The sequence below is a fragment of the Flavobacterium flavigenum genome, from assembly GCF_027111255.2.
In the GTDB taxonomy this organism is placed as follows: Bacteria; Bacteroidota; Bacteroidia; order Flavobacteriales; family Flavobacteriaceae; genus Flavobacterium; species Flavobacterium flavigenum.
In genome coordinates this window covers 3,131,235-3,150,458 of record NZ_CP114285.2, presented here as the reverse complement: position 1 = coordinate 3,150,458, position 19,224 = coordinate 3,131,235, and the positions used below count along the sequence as shown (strand labels likewise).

The window sequence follows — 19,224 nt, the reverse complement described above, 5'->3', positions numbered from 1 at the left end:
ATTGTAAGAGCTGAAACATAACCCTATAAAAAAGTAAGCATCGGGTTGATAAAGCTAGTTTGTTCCCATAAAAACAAAGCACAGGGATTGTAAGAGCTGAATATAACCCTTTAAAAAGTGAGCAATGGGATTAATAAAGCTAGTTTGTTCCCATAAAAACAAAGCAAAGTGGGTTAAATCCACTTCAATTCTTTAAAATGGTAATGATTCTTGGGGAAAAGAATTCTCCAGAATCACCATTTTAAAATCTAATTTAAGAATAATGGGGAATTCTTAAATACAAAAAAAGAGCCTGCAATCAAATGCAGGCTCTTTTTTTGTATATAATTTTGAATATTCACTATCCATTTAAGGCTTCAGCACCACCAACAATCTCTAAGATTTCATTAGTAATTGCAGCCTGACGTGCTTTGTTATATGTCAGTTTCAATTGGTTTCTTAATTCTGTTGCGTTGTCAGTTGCTTTGTGCATAGCTGTCATACGTGCTCCATGTTCTGAAGCAAAAGAATCACGAATACCTTTGTATAATTGTGTTTTTAATGATTTTGGAATCAAAGTCAAAACAATTTCTTCTTTCGAAGGTTCGAAAATGTAATCTCCGGCAGAAACTGATTCGTCAGATTTAATTGGAGCTAAAGGCAAAAACTGTTCAACCTGAACAATTTGAGTTGCAGCATTTTTAAACTGATTGTAAACCAATTCAATCCTATCGTACTCTCCAGATAAGAATCTTTCAGTTAAATTATCTGCAATAGCAGCAACGTTATCAAAAGTTAAATGATCAAAAATTGCATTATGATGACCGTGAACTTTGTGTGTTTTAGCCAAAACATCGTTTCCTTTTTTCCCAATAGGAAAAACATCAACTTGTTTACCAGCGTAAAATTCAGTACGGTTTTTGATTTCTTTAATAACATTTGAATTGAATGCACCACATAAACCTCTGTTCGAAGTTATTGCTACAAGCAATACTTTTTTTACTTCACGTTGTGCTGTGTAATCTCCTCCAACTTCACCATCAAGTGTAGCAGAAAGATTTTGCAGTAACTCTGTTAATTTCTCGGCATAAGGGCGCATTGCAGTGATTGCATCTTGTGCTTTCTTAAGCTTTGCAGCAGAAACCATTTTCATAGCCGATGTAATCTGCATCGTCGATGAAACGGAAGTAATTCTATTACGGATTTCCTTTAAATTTGCCATCTATTAATTAGAAAATGTGACAATTTGAAAATTAGATAATTAGAATAATGTTGGTTCATTTTCTAATTATCTAATTTACCAATTATCTAATTAGTTATATTTTGCTGAAACTTCTTTTGCTGCTTTTTCAATAACATCAGTAATGTTGTCATCTAGTTTACCAGCTTTCAATGCGTTAAGCGTATCTTTATGTTTACTGTTTAAGTAAGAGATGAAATCTGCTTCAAATTCTTTTACTTTATTTACAGGAACATTTTTTAATAAGTTTTTAGATCCTGCATAAATAATCGCAACCTGGTTTTCCACAGGATAAGGATCATTTAAACCTTGCTTTAAGATTTCAACGTTTCTTTTTCCTTTTTCAATTACATTCAAAGTAACAGAATCCAAGTCAGAACCAAATTTAGCAAAAGCTTCCAATTCACGGAATTGAGCCTGGTCTAATTTTAAAGTTCCTGAAACTTTTTTCATTGATTTAATCTGAGCATTACCTCCAACACGAGATACAGAGATACCTACGTTAATTGCAGGGCGAACTCCAGAGTTGAACAAATCTCCATCAAGGAAAATCTGACCATCTGTAATCGAAATTACGTTTGTTGGGATATATGCAGAAACGTCACCAGCCTGAGTTTCGATAATTGGCAATGCAGTTAAAGAACCACCACCTTTTACGATTGGCTTGATAGAATCTGGTAGATCGTTCATGTTTTTAGCGATACCATCATCAGCAATCACTTTACAAGCACGCTCTAATAAACGAGAGTGTAAGTAGAAAACGTCTCCAGGATAAGCTTCACGTCCCGGTGGTCTTCTTAATAAAAGAGAAACCTCACGGTAAGCAACAGCTTGTTTAGATAAATCATCATAAACGATAAGAGCCGGACGGCCTGAGTCTCTAAAGTATTCTCCAATTGCAGCACCAGCGAATGGAGCGTAAACCTGCATTGGAGCTGGATCAGAAGCATTAGCAGCAACAATAACTGTATAAGCCATTGCGCCTTTTTCTTCTAACATTTTAGCAATTCCTGCTACAGTTGAAGCTTTTTGTCCAATTGCAACATATATACAAAATACAGGTTTTCCTGCATCGTAAAATTCTTTTTGATTTAAGATTGTATCGATACAAACAGTTGATTTACCTGTTTGACGGTCACCGATTACAAGCTCACGCTGACCACGTCCAACCGGGATCATAGCATCTACTGCTTTAACTCCAGTTTGTAATGGCTCAGTTACCGGCTGACGGAAAATTACACCAGGTGCTTTTCTTTCCAAAGGCATTTCGTATAAATCTCCACCAATTGGTCCTTTTCCATCAATTGGAAAACCAAGAGTGTTTACTACACGTCCTACCATTTGCTCACCTACTTTAAGAGAAGCAATACGTTGGGTTCTTTTTGCTGTTGATCCTTCTTTGATACCAGTTGATGGCCCTAAAAGTACCACACCTACGTTGTCCTCTTCAAGGTTCAATACAATAGCTTCAAGTCCGTTTTCAAATTCAACCAACTCACCATATTGTACATTAGATAACCCGTAAACACGAGCAATACCATCCCCAACCTGAAGTACTGTTCCTACTTCCTCTAGCGTAGCACCAGATTCAAAACCTTCTACTTGCTTTCTTAATATTGCTGAAATTTCAGCAGGTTTGATTTCCGCCATCTTAATTTATAATTTAGACACTTTTTGTGTTATAAAAACTAATTACTTAACTCTCTCTTTAATACTTGTAATCTGTTTGCAACTGAAGCGTTATATTGCTGATCACCTATTCTTAAAATAAATCCTCCAATAATTGCTGGATCTACTACATTTTCAATTGTTATTTTCTTATCTGATAAAGTTGCAATTTTAGCTAAAACTTTAGCTTCCAAAGCAGCGTCCATTGGGATTGCTGTCGTAACTTTTGCTACTTCTATACCGTTTCCTTCGTCAAATACTTTACTGTATTCTACTGCAATTGCTTCTAAAATTTCAAACCTTTTGTTTTCGAATAATAAATGAAACAAACCTTTAGTTACTCCATTTACATCTGCAAAAACTTCTAAAAGAGCACTTTCCTTCACTTCAACTCTTGTAGTTGGGTTTAGAATAAAGTCACTCAATTCTGTGTTTGTGCCAATTGCTGATGCAATTGACTTCATATCGTTATTGACAGCTTCGGCAACACCTTTAGAGTTTGCTAAGTCCAGAATTGCTTTTGCATAACGAATTGCTGCTCTTGTACTTGCCATAATATTAGTTTAGCTTTACGTCACCTAACATTTTCTCAACCAATTTAGTTTGAGATTCTTTGTTAGATAATTCTTCTTTCAATAATTTTTCAGCAATGCTTAATGATAAAGTCGAAACCTGAGATTTCAATTCAGCCATAGCAGCATTTTTTTCACTTTCGATAGCCGCTTTTGCCTGCTCGATCATTTTTTGACCTTGAGCCTGTGCTTCGTTTTTAGAATCAGCAATCATTTGCTCTTTCATTTCGCGGGCTTCTTTTAACATCGCGTCACGTTCTGCACGGGCTTCATTCAGAATTCTTTGATTGTCAGCTTGAAGATTCTGCATTTCCTGTCTTGCATTTTCAGCGGAAAGTAATGCGTCCTTGATACCTTGTTCTCTCTCATTTACTGCATCAAGAATTGGTTTCCAGGCGAATTTTTTCAATAAAAGAATCAATCCAACAAATATTAATATTTGCCAAAAGAACAAACCGAACTCAAACTGATATATTAACTTATCCATTATATATGATTATAAATTTTAAATTATCTTTTTTTAATTGCAATTTACAGAGAATTGTAATGTTTTAATTTTAAAACAATAGTTACAACCAACCGTTGCAACTATTGTTTTTGTGTTTTAATTAAGCAGCGAATAACGCAGCGAAACCAATACCTTCAATAAGTGCAGCAGCGATAAGCATAGCTGTTTGGATTTTTCCAGAAGCTTCTGGCTGACGAGCGATAGCGTCCATTGCTGAACCACCGATTCTACCAATTCCTAATGCTGCTCCGATTACGATTAATCCTGCTCCAACGATATTTGGAATTTCCATAATATATAAATTAAAAATTAAACATTCTTTTTAAAGAGTCTAGTAGTCTTAAAGTTTAAAAGTCATTATTACAGCCTTCTAACTTTTCAATTTTACTTTCGACTTAATGGTGAGCTTCTTCTTCGTGATGATGCTCTTCTACTGCTGAACCAAAATAAAGTGCAGACAGCATAGTAAAAATATAGGCTTGTAAAAACGCAACTAAAATTTCAAGTATAGAAAGTACAAATGACAATCCAAAAGACAAACTGCTTCCAATCCAGCTTTTAAAGATAAACATTAATCCAATAATACTCATCAATACGATGTGACCTGCAAAGATGTTAGCATACAAACGAATCATTAATGAGAATGGTTTGATGAAAACTCCCAACAATTCAATTGGTGCCAAAATAATTCTCATTGGTTTTGGCACACCTGGCATCCAAAAAATATGACCCCAGTAATTTTTATTTGCTGTAAGATTTGTAATTAAGAAAGTAAGGATTGCTAAAGAAAAGGTAATTGTTAAATTACCAGTAGCATTAATCCCTAGTGGAGTCAATCCAAAAATATTTAAAAACAATACGAAGAAAAAGATTGTCAATAAATAGCTCATGTATTTTTTATAGTGTTTTTGTCCAATGTTTGGAATAGCAACTTCATCACGAATGTAAACTACCAACGGTTCGAAGATTCTTCCAACACCAGAAGCGATCCCTCCGTTTTTAGCATATGATTTAGCCAAACTTGAAAACAACCAAAACATCAATAATGCTGCTGCAAAAATAGAAACTACTGTTTTTGTAATTGAAAAATCTAAAGGACGAACATTTGTTGGGTGACCTGTTTTCTCATCTTCAGTAATTGTTCCTTCAGCATCTGTTTTGTAAATTTTACCATCATGGTGATTAATTACATAATAGTTACCATTTGATTCTGCTACTGAATGTCCGTGATTAAACTTTGAAGAAGAAAAAATTTGAAGACCATTATCCCAAATAATTACAGGCAATGGAAAACCATAATATTTACCAGTCTCATCATCCTGCGTCAAAGTAAAATCATGAGAGTCTAAAACGTGGTGACCAATAAATGCCTTAATCTTAGATTTAATATCTGTCTGTTCTGCATGATGCCCTTCTGAAACGGCTCCATGAGCTTCTTCAGTTTGAACATGCGCTGAGTCTTTTTCTGTATTTGAAAAGCTCATTAGTGGAAGACAAGCTACTAAAGCTGCAAGAATAAATCTGAGTGGTTTGTTTGAAATCACCATATCGTGGAAAATCTTATTTTTTTACGTTTCTAAAATTTGGTGCAAAGGTACATTTTTTATTAATATTAAAAAGGATATAAAAAATTATTTTTGAACCTTATTATACAGAATCCCTGTTTTATAGCTTTTTATTTAATAATCCGACAGTTAAAACCGTCTCAAATAACAAAAACAAAATAAATGTTACAAAAAAGTTGATTTTTTCAACAGATACGCTATGAATTTTGTCTGATAAAATCGGCTTCAATATCAGATAGGACAAAAACATTTGAATAAAAGTCCCAAACATAAAAAACATTCCTATACTGTCAAATTTATCTTTTTCAAACTTTAATATGACAACTAATAATACTGTCGCAAATACTGAAAAGATTAAATATAAAGTTTCCAGAGTATAATGAAAATTACTGTCATCAAGTTTTAAAAAATAAAAAACCGACTTGTGTATTATATAGGTAAAGAAGCTGACTAAAAATAAGTATAAAACAGGTTTGTAATTTTTTAAAGACATTTCAAAATAATTTTATGCAAAGATGCAATATTTATTTAAAGCTGTTTTAATGTAAATTACTTTGTTTTATTGATTTCGTTTACCTGTCGAATAACGTTATACAGAGCAAGACCTACACCAACCATAACTAATATCTTATTATAGTAGACTTTTGTACTTGGGTGATTTTCATCCAGCCAGGATCCTAAGTAAGAAAACAAAAAAATAATGACCCCCATTTGAAAAGGAATATTTATGAGAGCCAGCCATTTGTTTCTTTTATTGTTATTCGGATCCTTTTCCATCTTCTAACATGATTACCTGATTTGAATGAGCGAGCATTGTACAAGTTGCCGTAAAGTCAGCTCCGGGTTCGATAGACAATTTTCCAACTGCTACTTCTCCATGAATACGTGCAGTGGCTTTTATATTAAGGACTTCTAAAACTTTTAATTTTCCCTGGAATTCTCCTTCGATGTCTGCATTATGGCAAATAATTTCTCCTTTTATAATACCTGATGGTCCAATGACTAATTTTCCCTGTGAAGTAAAATTTCCAATTAATTCTCCATCAAGTCGAAAATCTGCTTTAGAAACTATATCCCCTATAATGGAAGTTCCTTCAACAATTCTGTTGGTTTTTCCTAAAAGTTCTGTCCCGCTTTTTTTTGCTTTTTCAAACATAATTATGGAGTTTTTGGCGCTAAGTAAGTCTGAAGGTTTTTCTTCATCTGAACTATTTTGTAATTTTCACTTGAAATAATAATGAACGGATGTAAAATTTTATATTTTTCATCATCTCTCAAAACTCCTGCAACATCTCTGGCATAAGCTTCAGATTTTATACCGTGAATAGCAAAAAAGCTTTGAGTCTTATTATATTTATCAAAAGAAGTGGTTAATCTTTCAAAATTTTCAATTAATAAAAAAACCTTAATCGCTTCTTCAATTTTTTTGGCTGTTTTAGTATCATTTCTATCCACTAAATATAAAATCTTCCAGCTTTTCCCATCTGTTGTAAAATCAAGTTTTTCAAGTGTTGGGATTTGCTTTTCTAAATTTTCACGTGCAGTTTTGCCTTCTTCACTATTTGGGTAATTATCAGCAACTTCTTCCATGCTTTTTTTATAGGCTGCCAAACCATTCACTTTTCCTAATGTATTTGCTTTTAACAATTCAAATTTTGAAACAATCTCATCTCCTGAATATTGATTTATTAAATTGTCAATGTTGTCCAGCACTACATCAAACTGTTCCTCCTGAAATAATTTATACCATTTTTCATATTCTTTTTCAGGTGATAAATTTGAGCCATTTTCAGGATTTGTATTGTTTAAAATTTGGGCATATCGTGAATTTGGATAATTGAAAGTAATATCAGACTTTATCCTTTCAGCCCTTGCAGGATTTGTAATCTGATACATTTTATACAAATTGTACATCGATGGTAAAATCCATTTTTCTTCAGGATTATTACGAAGTAACTGCTCAAATTTGCCACTGGCCAAATCGTATTCCTTAAATTTTTCTTTGTAAATTAACCCTAATTGATAGTAGGCAAAATTTCGTTCTTTTCCAATACTATCCATGGCAACCTGAGTTGTAGGAAGTTGTTTTTCGTAAAAATCTGTTGTATATTTTTCGACAACTATTAAATCCTTCAAAGCATTTATGGAATCCTGTTTCATACTTATTGAATCTGTCGATGCTGTATTGTCATTTGACTTTGAAGCAGATAATCTCCAGTTTCCTTTTAATGCTCTGTTGCCCCACATTTTTTTGAACTGTAATTTTCCATAAGCAACTGTTGACGGATTGTAGAAATAAAAAGCACTAGCAGCATCATTTCCGGATGGCGGATTGAAAGCTCCGGGCATAGCCACAGGCGAATTATTTCCTGCTGACTGAGGATTTACAGCTTCTGGCGCATTGTTAGAATTTGAGTTTTGCTCAATATTTGCTAATCGTTCTTTCTCCTTTTCTTCTAAAATTCGTTTTGCCTCATCTTTCTTTTTTAACTCTGCAATATAATTTTCGAAATAAGCTTTTCTTTCGGTATCCGGTAAGGCTTTGACTTTAATTATACTGTCATTGCGTTTTGCAATTCCTTCATATTTGATAACGTTGTCTAAGTTTTTTCGGTTTTTTTCGATAAAAGCAAATTCTCTCGTTTTTGGGTTTAATTTTACCAATGTACTATCATAATATTTGGCAGCCATTGTATAATCTGTAGCTTTAAAATACATATTTCCTATGTTTCTGTATGTTGAAGCTACCAAATAGGAGTCTTTAGATTTTCTCGCTAAGGATTTATTATAAAATTCCAGTGCATTTTCCTGCTGTTTCTTGTTATCATAATAAACGCCCATTTCAAAAAACAGGATGTCATAATAAGGTCTGTTCTCCCGATCCTTAACCAGCTTATTATAGGTTTTTAAAAACAGGGTATCATTACCACTTTCATAATCAAACATTTGTGCTTTTTTGGCATAAGCCTGCATCATATATTTTCGGTCAGCCTTACGGTTCATATCGATTACGCTATTGTAAAAATAAATGGCGCTGTCCCTTTTTTCTGCTTCCTGATACATCTGACCCAGAATAAAACGATAACGGGCTTTGTCTTCGTTTATTCTTGAAAATTTTTCAGCTACCTTAAGTCTGGTAACGGCGCTGTCTTTTTGTTCCAGATTTAAAAAAGCCTCTGCCAGCAAAGCATTTGCATCAGAAAATGTCTGTTTTTTTAAATCTGTGTTTTTTAATAAAAGCTTGATATTTTTTATCGCAATTGCGTCGTTTCCTAGGCGCATATTGGTTTTTTCGCGCCAGATTTTAGCGGTATAAATATTACTGCTGTTGGGATATTTGTATAAAATATAATTGAATGCTTCAAGTGCTGGAATGAAACGCTGGTCATAATATCGTGCTTTTCCGAGCATTAAATAGGCTTCATCAATCTGGGTGTTTTTCTCTCTGCCTCCAATATTCATCGAATGTTTCTGAATCGCTTTTGTTGCTTTGGTTTCGGCTAATTCAAAATCGGGATTTTTTGTTTTTTCCTTCTCAGAAATATCCTCATTGATTTGCATTTTTTCAATTGGCAGCATTTCCCAAAAATTATCCTGATCATTGCCTTTTATCGTTGCCAGCCCTTTATCTAAAGCAATTCCACCGTTATATAAAATATTATACTTTGTACTTAATGCATGAGAATTCCTGGCCAAAAAAGTGTCTCTTTTGGTAGAACAGGCTATCAAAAAAAATATAAAAACAAATGGAAAACTATATTTTAGCGTATTCTTTTTCAATAGAAAAGAGTTTAAATCAATTAACTTCTAAAAAGGTTTTTTAGTATAAGACCGGTAAAAATACGCTTCTTTTTGAAATATAGAAATTTAAACCGCAAAAAACGATTCCAGCTCCTGTAGTGTCTCTTTTGAGGTTTGAATATCTTTTACAATTTCACCTTTGTTCAACGCTACAATTCTGTCACAAACCTCAACAGTATGTTGTAAATCATGGCTGGAAACGAGAACGGTAATATTTGGATTGTCGGCCAGCTCTTTTATAATTTTTTTTAATCGGCTTACAGTTGTCGGATCTAAATTGGCAAAAGGCTCATCCAGAATAATCACTTCAGGATTGCCAATAAGTGTGGCAATGATTCCCACTTTCTTCTGGTTTCCCTTAGATAAATCACGTAGGTATTTTTTATTTTTAAGAATTTCTCCATTAAAAAATTCTTCATGCTGTGCCAATAACGCATCAACATCTGCTTTATTCTGATTGCGCAAATCTCCGATAAAATAGAAATATTCCTCTGGAGTTAAATAACCTATCAGGAAACTCTCGTCTAAAAATGAACCTGTAAATGATTTCCAGTTTTCGTTTGTATTCACCTGAATATTGTTACTGGTAATCTTTCCAGTTGAAGGCTGAATCAGGTCTAATAGTAAACTGAAAAAAGTAGTTTTTCCTGCTCCGTTATTTCCCACTAATCCAAAACTCTGACCTTTCGGAATTTCTAGATTATTTATGTTTAAAACTGTAGTTCCGTTGTATATTTTTGAAAGTTGATTTACTTGTATCATAGTTCTTTTATTTTAAATTTTTAGTTTAAACCCGTCAATTAATTTCAATATCTAACTGACACATTTTTTCAAATTGACTACTTTTAATTTTTTTGTTTGTAAGCACTGATTGTACTGTATTTCTCTATTTTATATCTTTTTTCAATGATAGAAAAAACGGTATTTCTAAACACAAAACCTAATACGCCTGCCCCTGCAACCAAAGTAAGTCCTAATGTTTTATCTCCGAAGTGAAGCCCTGTCCAATACAATAATAGTGGAAGCAATAATTTTGGCAGCGTCAGTAACATAGCACTTATATTAAATGCTTTTTTATCTCCAAAAGCACCTCCGGCATTACTTAGGTCAATTGGCGTTTTAGTAAATGCGCCACCAAGAAGTACTAAATGTGAATTGACTCCAATATTATAAATTGCTCCAGCCACAATAGTCAGATAAATTTCCAGTCCGTAAAATAGATAGAATGATGCTAAGATTGTAGAGATAAAAGTTGCAATAACAATCAGCCACCATTTTGAAGTGATATACCCGCGATACGGAATATTTTGGGTCATCATCAATTGATAATACGAACTATCCCAACTTGGCACAAACTGTCCGAAAACAAATAAAAAACCGCCCGAAACAAATATTCCGGCAAAAATATGCATGATCTCAGGCTGATGTGAATTTCCAAAAAATATTAATCCGTAAAACAAAAACAGAACACTCATGAAAATAGTTGTTTTCGATCTTTTGTTCCTTTTGATAAGTTTAATATCATTTTTAAGAAACGTTCCTAAAGTGCCAAACTGATTGAGCCAGGCAAGGTTTTCAGTTTTAGCAATATCCTCTTTTTTAGAAAGCCCGGCATCCAGAAATAAATTATTCTTAAAATAGCTGAATGCAAAAAAATATAGACCCGTTAAAACCAGAACAGGAGTCAAAAACAATCCTTTTGTTTCATAAAATTCCTGAAAAACAGGCCCTGTAAAAGTAGTAATATCAAATAAGTTATAATATTGTGCAGCTCCTAAAGCCATGGCAATTCCCAGAAAAAGGACAAATAATTTATCAATATTATTCAAAATGATATTCAAAAAATTATTAATATAAACAATCGAAAAAGCTGCTATCAGCCAACAAAGAATACCCGCAACATCATAACCTTCAATAATCAGTACAATAGAGAAAGGAACAAAAAAGAGTGCATGCGCCCAGTTAAAAAATGATAGTACTGTTTTGCCAAGGGAGAAATGGACAATTGTAGGTTTTTTAAAAGGCAGAACCAGTAACGGTTTAATATTCAATACCGGAATCGCCTGCATTAGCAAACGAACAACTAAATCGAACAAAAAGTAATAAATTAAAAATTTGTTGATGGTTGACAGGGGTTCAAGATTCATTTTCTTTAGGATATAAAATGATCCCACTCCCATTCCGATAAAAATAAGGGAAAAATAAACTATCAAAAAACCTATCAAAATTTTCATTGCCAGATTTGCACCAAAAGACGCTGATCTGGTAAAGGCCTTCCATTCGAGATAAATAAACTTTTTAATCATGGTTGTTTGGTTTTCAGTTTTGTAGTAAGAGATCAAATTTAGCGAAACGTTACAAAAAAAGTTAAAAAAAATAGTTTAGTACCTTTCAATTAACTGCTGTTTGCTACTTTTGCATAAAATATCATATCATGCCTTCATTCTTAAAACTCATAATTAAAGAGGTAAAACGCGAAACTACCGATGCTGTTTCCATCCTTTTTAATGTTCCCGAAGAACTAAAACCAGACTATAAATTTATTGCCGGACAATATATAAACTTAAAATTAACCCTTGACAATCAGGAAATTCGTCGTGCTTATTCCATTTGCTCAGGACCTGAAAGCGGTGAATTACGAATCGCCGTAAAGGCGGTTAAAAATGGTCTTTTCTCGCAATTTGCCAATACCAAATTAAAAGCAGGGGATGTTCTTGAAGTGGGTCATCCTGAAGGAAAATTTACTTTTGAACCGGATGCTGAAAGACAAAAAAACTACGCAGCTTTTGTTGCCGGAAGCGGAATTACTCCTGTACTTTCGATTATAAAGTCGGTTTTAAAAAGCGAACCAAAAAGTACTTTTGTATTGGTTTACGGAAACAAAACTCCTGAAGAAACTATTTTCTACCAAGAACTTCACGATTTACAATTGCAGTACGTAGGACGCTTATTTGTCCATTATGTATTTAGTCAGGCTAAAGCCGAAAATGCTTTGTTTGGAAGAATCGATAAATCGGCGGTAAATTTTGTGCTGAACAATAAACACAAGGAACTGGAATTTGATAAATTTTATTTGTGTGGCCCGGAAGAAATGATCAATACAGTTTCCGGAATTTTAAAAGAAAAGAACGTAAAAGACTCCGCTATTAAATTTGAACTTTTTACATCTTCTTCGCAGGAAAATGAAATCAAAACTTCATTAGAAGGACATACAAAAATCACTGTTTTGGTTGATGATGACGAAGTTACTTTTGAAATGTCTCAAAAACAAACCATTCTGGATGCAGCCTTAAAACAGGGCATCGATGCTCCATATTCCTGCCAGGGCGGAATTTGCAGCAGCTGTCTTTGCCGTATAACACAGGGTAGTGCAGAAATGACAAAAAACTCAATCTTAACCGATAAAGAAATTGCTGATGGTTTGGTACTGAGCTGTCAGGCGCATCCAACTTCTGAAACTATTTATGTGGATTTTGATGATGTATAATTGTTGAAATTTCCAAAAAATTATAAATTCCAAATTCCAACTTAATAATTGGGATTTGGAATTTTTTTTTCCACGTTTAATAACAAATTTTAAATTTATCCGAAACAAAATTACAAAGTGATTTCATACATTTACAGCCATTAATTATCAGGTAGCTATGAAGCCCTTTTTGTTTTTATTTTTCTTTATCTATTCTACTATAAGTTTTTCACAATCAGAATATCAATGTTTTATTGATAAATATGAAGAATTTTCTTTTTATGCAAAGCCTAATAAAAACAACACTCTTTCTAAATATTTTTCAAAAAGAATCCATTCTGATTTACTTAGCCATTATAAAATTAGCGATACAATAAAAAACAAAAAATTCGTTTATCTGACTTTTAAAATTGACCCGAAAAATAAAGTAACCAATATTGTTGTCAATTCGCCATACTCAGAATTAAACAAAAATATCCGTGAGGCCTTTATAAATTACAATGTTGAAGATTTAAATATTCCCGAAAAAAGCCAACTGAACACTTATACGCTACAAATTCTTTCCACAGAAGGAGATAAAATGATTATTAATTGCAGCACAAATGTTGTCTTTGATAAACTGCCTGTTTTTGAAGGATGTGAATCTGCTGTAAATAAAACAAAACTATCCAACTGCCTGCTAAAGAAAATTTCTGAACACGTAGCAAATAATATTTCACCCGTCGAAATTAAAAAAGCAAAAATATTAGGATCATTAAATTTACATGTAAAATTCACAGTAAATGAAAAAGGTGAGATTGATCAAGTAAATTGTAAAGCCCCAACAGATAGTTTGACCAAAGAATTAAATCGAGTAGTAGCAGTCTTTCCAAAAGCCAAAATTCCAGCAACCCTTAATGGTAATCCAACCAGCTTTGTTTGTGAAAAAACCATTTCTCTTGAAATAGAATCTGACAATGAAAAATATAAAGAGGAAGTGAATCAATATCAAGAAAATATTTTAAATGTAAGGAGCGAATTCCTAAACCCAAATACCGAATTAGCACTTCATTTTAAAAAATATATAAGTGCTGAAGAGCTTGATAAAATTGTTTTTCCCCTAGCACATCCTGGTCTTTTTTTATATTTTAATATTGATAAAAAAGGTAAACCAATAAATATTAAGACGAATGCAAATACAGAGCTTAATAATCAGCTTGTTACAATTTTTAGATATTTTCCCTTTGAAAAATTAAATATTAAACCTGTTAATGCAATAGATTCGTACAGTTATCCTTTAATGATTAATAGATTTAACAAAAATATAATTGTGTCTAACGATAAACCGTTTGTGCATACACCACCTGTTTTTGATAAGAATTGTGAATCATCAAATTCAAATGAGTTAATTGATTGTATGAATCAAAACATTAAAAATCTTGTAGTTAATAATTTTAAAAGAACTATCCGAAATAAAACAAAACTTAAGGGCGTCATCAACATCCGTTTTTCGTTTCAAATAGATGATAAAGGTAAAATCATAAATGTAAAAGCATTTGCTCCGAATGCCGAAATTTGCAATGAGCTCGAACAAATAATAAAAAGCATGCCTGATTTTTATAAACCTGCTTATCTAAACGGAAATGCTATAATTACAACCCTCAAATATTCTTTTAATTTTAATGTTGGAAACAATACCGTTGATGATTTTAAAAATCTGAGAAAAACTCATGGGCCATAAACCCATTTTTTGTATCACTGCTGATGGCAAAATCGATCGCATTGCATCTTTATAACCCTCCACCATTTTTTTCCGTAAGCCGAAGTTGGAATTTTTTATTTGATTCTATTTTTAAAGTAGAATTTTCAATTTAAAAAATATCAAAAATAGCATTAATATTTTTGGAGATTTTTAAAATATATGCCTAGAATTTAGTAAATTAGTAGAATCTACAAGACTGATACATTTTTTATCTTGATGATAGATTTTGTAAGCCTTAATTTAATTGTCACACATTTAACATTAAATATCATGGCAACACATCATTATCTTCGCCTAACTTTTATTTTAATTTTTGTATTAACTTCTTTCGTTTGTATTTACTTCATAATTAAAAAAAAGAAAGAAAAAAAAGCTCCTAAACTACTTTCACCAGAAAAGTATAATTCTTCAATTATTGGGGGAATGAAAGAAATAGCAGCTTCAGATAGTTTTTTCAATATTTGGCCGTATGTAAGTGAATTAAAAGCAGCTAAAATTTTATCGAAAAAAATAAAAGAATCTGAACTGGTGCATAAAGTTTACAGAAATTCAACCGAAGATTTTGAGCACATTTTACTGGCTACAGAACAAGAAAATCATTTTGTAGAAATTGTTGTCGATAAAAACAAAAAGAAAGTATTGGGATATCTTTTTCTAAGTTTATAGAACTAGATTCTTTATTTTTTTTCGACGATTTTTGCCTGAGAAATACTTCTCATTGGGTCTTCGTAACCTTCCACAATTTTATTTCCATAAACTGAAGTAGGCAATTTGGATATTGATTACTATCGGAAGTTAAGGCATTATCTAAACTTTTATCAAATGGGTAAAAGTCTTGCTTAAGGGTATTCAATGGTTCTGAAAGTGAATAACTAAAGCAAACTTTATATTTACTTTTTAAGATTCAGAATTATATTTATAAAAAAGCATTCCAAAAAAACATTTCCTTTCTTTTCTTATTTTCTTCTTTATCCTCTCCATAGCTGAACCAGTCTTTTGTTTTTTCTTCCAAAAGCGATTTTAATCCTATTAAATCATACATTTTTTTATCCGAAAGTGGCTTAATATCAGATGTGTTGTCCAGTTGTAAATTTACTTTCACAGCCATAAATGAAGTGTATAATCTTGGTATTGTAAGTCCTAAGATCATGCCTGGCAAACCATTTATAGAACATGGGCCGCCGGAGATGGTAATATTATCTGTGTAAAAGGCAAACACATATACGCCATCAGGCCTTTTTCCTATTGCTTTACGGCAATTATAGCCCGCTATTTCCCTGTGTTCATTTGTAATTTGCCATTCTATATTTTGTATACTGTCTGCTATTACAAAATTAGTTCCTGCTATTTGTTTTTGCATCGTCATTTTTCCTGATGTAAAATCATGAAACCATATATTTTCTTCATCTTGATCTTTTAAATATTTTGGTATTCTTGTTTTCGGACTCCATCTTTCAAATTTATAAATGCTTTTATTGTCAGCAAAAGTATAGGTAAAATAGGAGACTTTTAAATCAGAAAGATTCTCTTTCATCATCTCATCCCAGCTATCATTACTCATTGTTTTTTTGAGGTTGGTATTTACTTCATATTCAATTACTGCCTTATCTATAAATTGCTGTGCTTTTGATGTATTCGTTAACATTAAGGCTGCAATAAAAAAAAGTAATGATTTCATAATCCTGTGATTTATTTTTATATTGTGCTGTTCGTCCTTTTTACTGAGCAGCATCTAATTATTTTTTTGCCTGTACGTCCTTGTTTTTAAAATTCCAGGTAAAACCTACCATTGCATATCTTTTCAGTCTGTCATTTTGTTCTTCCCCAATTGTATTTTCATAGACGTATCTTCTAATTCCTATATTCTGATTCAAAATATCCCTAACCATGATATAAGCTGTAAACTCATCATTTTTGAAATTGCGCTGCAGTCTTGCATTCCACAATTGATTGTTAAGATTGGTTTGAAAATCAACAGTTTTTTGACGGGAGAATAAATTATAATCTGTTGAAAATTTCCATTTTTCTCTAAAATAAACTCCTGCTTCTAAGCTAAAATTATTCGTGTTGAATGATTTTACCTCATCATTTTGAGAAGTAGTATTTCTATTATTTGAAAAATTATTACCTAAACTGAATTCGTATTTCTTTTCCTTAAATTTGCTCAGGTAAACTCCAAGCCCTGAATTTAAAGTATTAGAATTGCTGATTTTATTATTAATACTAAGTACCGTTTTGTTGTAATTCAAATTTGGATTCAGGTTTACATATAAATCTATTTTCTTTACCTTAAATCCGTAACCAAAATAAAAATTACCTGAAAAATTACCATTTGTATTAATAGGCCTGGTAATCGTTTTTGCACTTTCAGGATCAATATCTTTGTTATAAGAAATTAAATTCGAAGTCATATTTAAAGAAATATTCTGATAAAACTGCGATTCTGTCAAAATACTATAGGTGTTATGAAATATAGATATCCTGTTTGTGAAAGATTGTTTCAAATCCGGATTACCCACAATCTGATTAAAAAAATCCTGATTGTTTCTTAAAGGCTGTAACTGATCAATCGTTGGCTGTTTAGTTGCACCCTGATAACTGAAACGCAAATTACTGTTGCTTTTATACTTATAATTAAAATTTGCTGTTGGAAAAAAGTTAGTATAATGACGTTTATATTGTTTATTTAAGGTTTCATCCTGCAAATCAAATGAAGTAAAACCAAAACCACTTCCAAAACTGTAGTTTATTTTTTTTGCATTATAGCTTAACTTTAAATTGGGCGTATTTGTTGTTATTGTTTGTCTAAACTGATTGGACAAGGAGGTGTTAATCAAATCATAATTACCTGTGTCCTCGGAATAATCATAGGTTAAATAATTACTCTTACCGGTGTTATGACTAATCTGATATCCTAATTGTAATGCAAACCTTTTACTCAGAGGTTCTGTGTAAACTATATTTAATGAAAGATTTTGACTCGTTTTTTCTCCTGTCTTATTTTGATCCACATCATTGCTGGAAGAAATAATTCCTTCATTGTAACTTTCATTTAATGACTTCAAAAAATTATCTGAATTTGTATGCAACCTATTCCAACTACCATTTAGCGAAATCGTGCGGCGTTCTTTAGCAAATTTATGCTTAAATAATACATTTGCGTTCAAAGACTGTTTATCTGAATCTGTAATGAAAGTTTTGCTCTGTTTGTTTTTGATCAATCCATCACTTCCTTTAGTTTCGCCATTTGTAAATTCATCACTTTCAGTATCATAAAAATTAGTTTTGGCTGTAAATTTTATAGAATTTAAAGAATCTAATTTTACATCGTAAACAGCATTTAATTTAAAGTTGCCTCTGTTTACATTACTCACCGTTGAAGTAGTTTCGTTTAATTGGGTTTCTCCGACCTGGCGTTGTATAAATGTACTTTTATTGTTCGTATAAATCTGCTTATTATATTTAGGAGACAAATTCAAAGTTTGCTTGTCATTCCACTTGTTGCTGTACTGCAATCCTGCATTAGTATTTTTGATAAATCCGTTTTGGGTATCAACATAAGGTTCTTCATCATTATTGCCGCCTGTCCATTCATAACTGACATTTCCGTCCTCATCCATATTCATAGATATATCATCTCGTCCGCCAAACCTTTCATTATCCTGCCAGCTTAGTCCATCCTGCCCTGTATTTCCGTTTAGTAAAAAAGCGGATAACTTCCTCTTCCCTTTAAAACTGCTAAACATCGAATTGATGTTGTACCGGGAGTCGGCATCTGAAAATGGCTGATTCGCTGAATCGACCTTCCCGAAATAACCTTTCTTTTTATCCTCTTTTAATTTCAGGTTAATTGTTTTTTTTGTTTCGCCATCATCTATTCCGGTAAACTCAGCCTGATCGCTTTTTTTGTTAAAGACCTGTACTTCTTTGACTGCATCTGCCCTTAAATTTTTTACTGCCATCCCTGGATCATCACCAAAAAATTCTTCTCCATCAACTAATACCTTTTCTACTGTTTCGCCCATAGCTTTTATGGAGCCGTTTTTATCAACTTGTATTCCAGGTAGTTTTTTCAACAATTCTTCAACGTTTGCATTAGCATCTACTTTAAAATCACTTGCCCTGTAACTTGTGGTATCGCCTTTAACTCTAATGGAACCTGTTTTTATGATCACCTCTTTTAATAGTTTCATTTTACTTATAAGAGCAATTGTACCCATATTCTTTTCAGTCTCTTCAAGAATTATGGCATCCAGATAATCAGCATAATGGCTGTGTGTGGTCATGAGGATATAGTTTCCTGTTTTTATATTCCGGATATTAAATTTACCCTCTTTATCAGATCTGGTAAATTTATATAAGATGGAGTCTTTAGGAGTTAGTAAAGCAACAACAGAATTATAAATGGGAGTATTTTCGCTTTCATCAATCAATGTACCTGAAAGACTTGTTTTTTGAGAAAATGATGAAAAAGAGAATAAGAACAAAATTGCAATTGTTACCGTAATTTTTGGCATAGACAGTTTCTGATTTAAACATTAATATCTTTCAGCTTTGTAAGATGTAACTCACAGCGGCCGAAATTAATTCATTTAACAATACGTATTTAAACCTACTTGTTAAATTATTGATAAAATTATTTATATCAGATAAAATAAATGCAACTATTAATATGTATTAACTA

General features: G+C 32.3%; 16 protein-coding genes. 3 read left to right on the top strand and 13 right to left on the bottom strand.

The window, feature by feature from the left end:
• Positions 1 to 340 precede the first annotated feature (340 nt).
• From atpG to OZP09_RS12810, 11 genes are all read right to left on the bottom strand, one after another.
• Positions 341 to 1,201, bottom strand: a complete 861-nt coding sequence (gene atpG / locus OZP09_RS12860; RefSeq protein ID WP_025572978.1) for an ATP synthase F1 subunit gamma — start codon at positions 1,199 to 1,201, stop codon at positions 341 to 343.
• A gap of 90 nt (positions 1,202 to 1,291) precedes the next feature.
• Positions 1,292 to 2,869, bottom strand: a complete 1,578-nt coding sequence (gene atpA / locus OZP09_RS12855; protein ID WP_269234122.1) for a F0F1 ATP synthase subunit alpha — start codon at positions 2,867 to 2,869, stop codon at positions 1,292 to 1,294.
• Positions 2,870 to 2,907: 38 nt separating this feature from the next.
• Positions 2,908 to 3,441 (bottom strand): ATP synthase F1 subunit delta, encoded by a 534-nt coding sequence (gene atpH / locus OZP09_RS12850; protein ID WP_269234121.1) that lies wholly within the window; start codon positions 3,439 to 3,441, stop codon positions 2,908 to 2,910.
• Positions 3,442 to 3,445: 4 nt separating this feature from the next.
• A complete protein-coding gene (locus OZP09_RS12845; protein WP_269234120.1) occupies positions 3,446 to 3,946 on the bottom strand; it encodes a F0F1 ATP synthase subunit B in 501 nt (166 codons plus the stop codon).
• A 121-nt stretch (positions 3,947 to 4,067) separates the two neighbouring features.
• Positions 4,068 to 4,259 carry an ATP synthase F0 subunit C gene (gene atpE / locus OZP09_RS12840; protein WP_163396160.1) on the bottom strand — a complete coding sequence of 64 codons (192 nt, stop codon included), beginning with the start codon at positions 4,257 to 4,259 and terminating at the stop codon, positions 4,068 to 4,070.
• 103 nt (positions 4,260 to 4,362) lie between these two features.
• A complete protein-coding gene (gene atpB, locus OZP09_RS12835; RefSeq protein WP_269234119.1) occupies positions 4,363 to 5,514 on the bottom strand; it encodes a F0F1 ATP synthase subunit A in 1,152 nt (383 codons plus the stop codon).
• A gap of 567 nt (positions 5,515 to 6,081) precedes the next feature.
• Positions 6,082 to 6,309 (bottom strand): AtpZ/AtpI family protein, encoded by a 228-nt coding sequence (locus OZP09_RS12830; RefSeq protein WP_269234118.1) that lies wholly within the window; start codon positions 6,307 to 6,309, stop codon positions 6,082 to 6,084.
• Positions 6,290 to 6,688, bottom strand: a complete 399-nt coding sequence (locus OZP09_RS12825) for a bactofilin family protein (protein ID WP_281309489.1) — start codon at positions 6,686 to 6,688, stop codon at positions 6,290 to 6,292. The genes OZP09_RS12830 and OZP09_RS12825 overlap by 20 nt, the downstream gene beginning before the upstream one ends.
• A gap of 2 nt (positions 6,689 to 6,690) precedes the next feature.
• Positions 6,691 to 9,312, bottom strand: coding sequence for a type IX secretion system periplasmic lipoprotein PorW/SprE (gene porW, locus OZP09_RS12820; RefSeq protein WP_281309488.1), 2,622 nt, complete (start codon positions 9,310 to 9,312; stop codon positions 6,691 to 6,693).
• Between the two features lie 87 nt (positions 9,313 to 9,399).
• Positions 9,400 to 10,095, bottom strand: a complete 696-nt coding sequence (locus tag OZP09_RS12815) for an ABC transporter ATP-binding protein (protein ID WP_223682331.1) — start codon at positions 10,093 to 10,095, stop codon at positions 9,400 to 9,402.
• 83 nt (positions 10,096 to 10,178) lie between these two features.
• A complete protein-coding gene (locus tag OZP09_RS12810) occupies positions 10,179 to 11,639 on the bottom strand; it encodes a DUF5687 family protein (RefSeq protein ID WP_269234116.1) in 1,461 nt (486 codons plus the stop codon).
• A 128-nt stretch (positions 11,640 to 11,767) separates the two neighbouring features.
• Here OZP09_RS12810 and OZP09_RS12805 point away from each other — a divergent pair, with 128 nt between their 5' ends.
• The 3 genes from OZP09_RS12805 (at position 11,768) to OZP09_RS12795 (ending at position 15,206) form a co-directional block, all read left to right on the top strand.
• Positions 11,768 to 12,820: a ferredoxin--NADP reductase gene (locus OZP09_RS12805; protein ID WP_025571297.1), complete on the top strand. Its 1,053-nt coding sequence runs from the start codon at positions 11,768 to 11,770 to the stop codon at positions 12,818 to 12,820.
• 169 nt (positions 12,821 to 12,989) lie between these two features.
• Positions 12,990 to 14,519, top strand: a complete 1,530-nt coding sequence (locus OZP09_RS12800) for a hypothetical protein (protein WP_269234113.1) — start codon at positions 12,990 to 12,992, stop codon at positions 14,517 to 14,519.
• Between the two features lie 291 nt (positions 14,520 to 14,810).
• Positions 14,811 to 15,206 (top strand): hypothetical protein, encoded by a 396-nt coding sequence (locus tag OZP09_RS12795; RefSeq protein ID WP_281309487.1) that lies wholly within the window; start codon positions 14,811 to 14,813, stop codon positions 15,204 to 15,206.
• A gap of 250 nt (positions 15,207 to 15,456) precedes the next feature.
• Here OZP09_RS12795 and OZP09_RS12790 read toward each other — a convergent pair whose 3' ends face one another.
• Complete coding sequence (locus OZP09_RS12790; protein WP_281309486.1) at positions 15,457 to 16,218, bottom strand: GLPGLI family protein; 762 nt, start codon at positions 16,216 to 16,218, stop codon at positions 15,457 to 15,459.
• Positions 16,219 to 16,276: 58 nt separating this feature from the next.
• A complete protein-coding gene (locus tag OZP09_RS12785; RefSeq protein ID WP_281309485.1) occupies positions 16,277 to 19,057 on the bottom strand; it encodes an outer membrane beta-barrel family protein in 2,781 nt (926 codons plus the stop codon).
• Between the last annotated feature and the right edge of the window lie 167 nt (positions 19,058 to 19,224).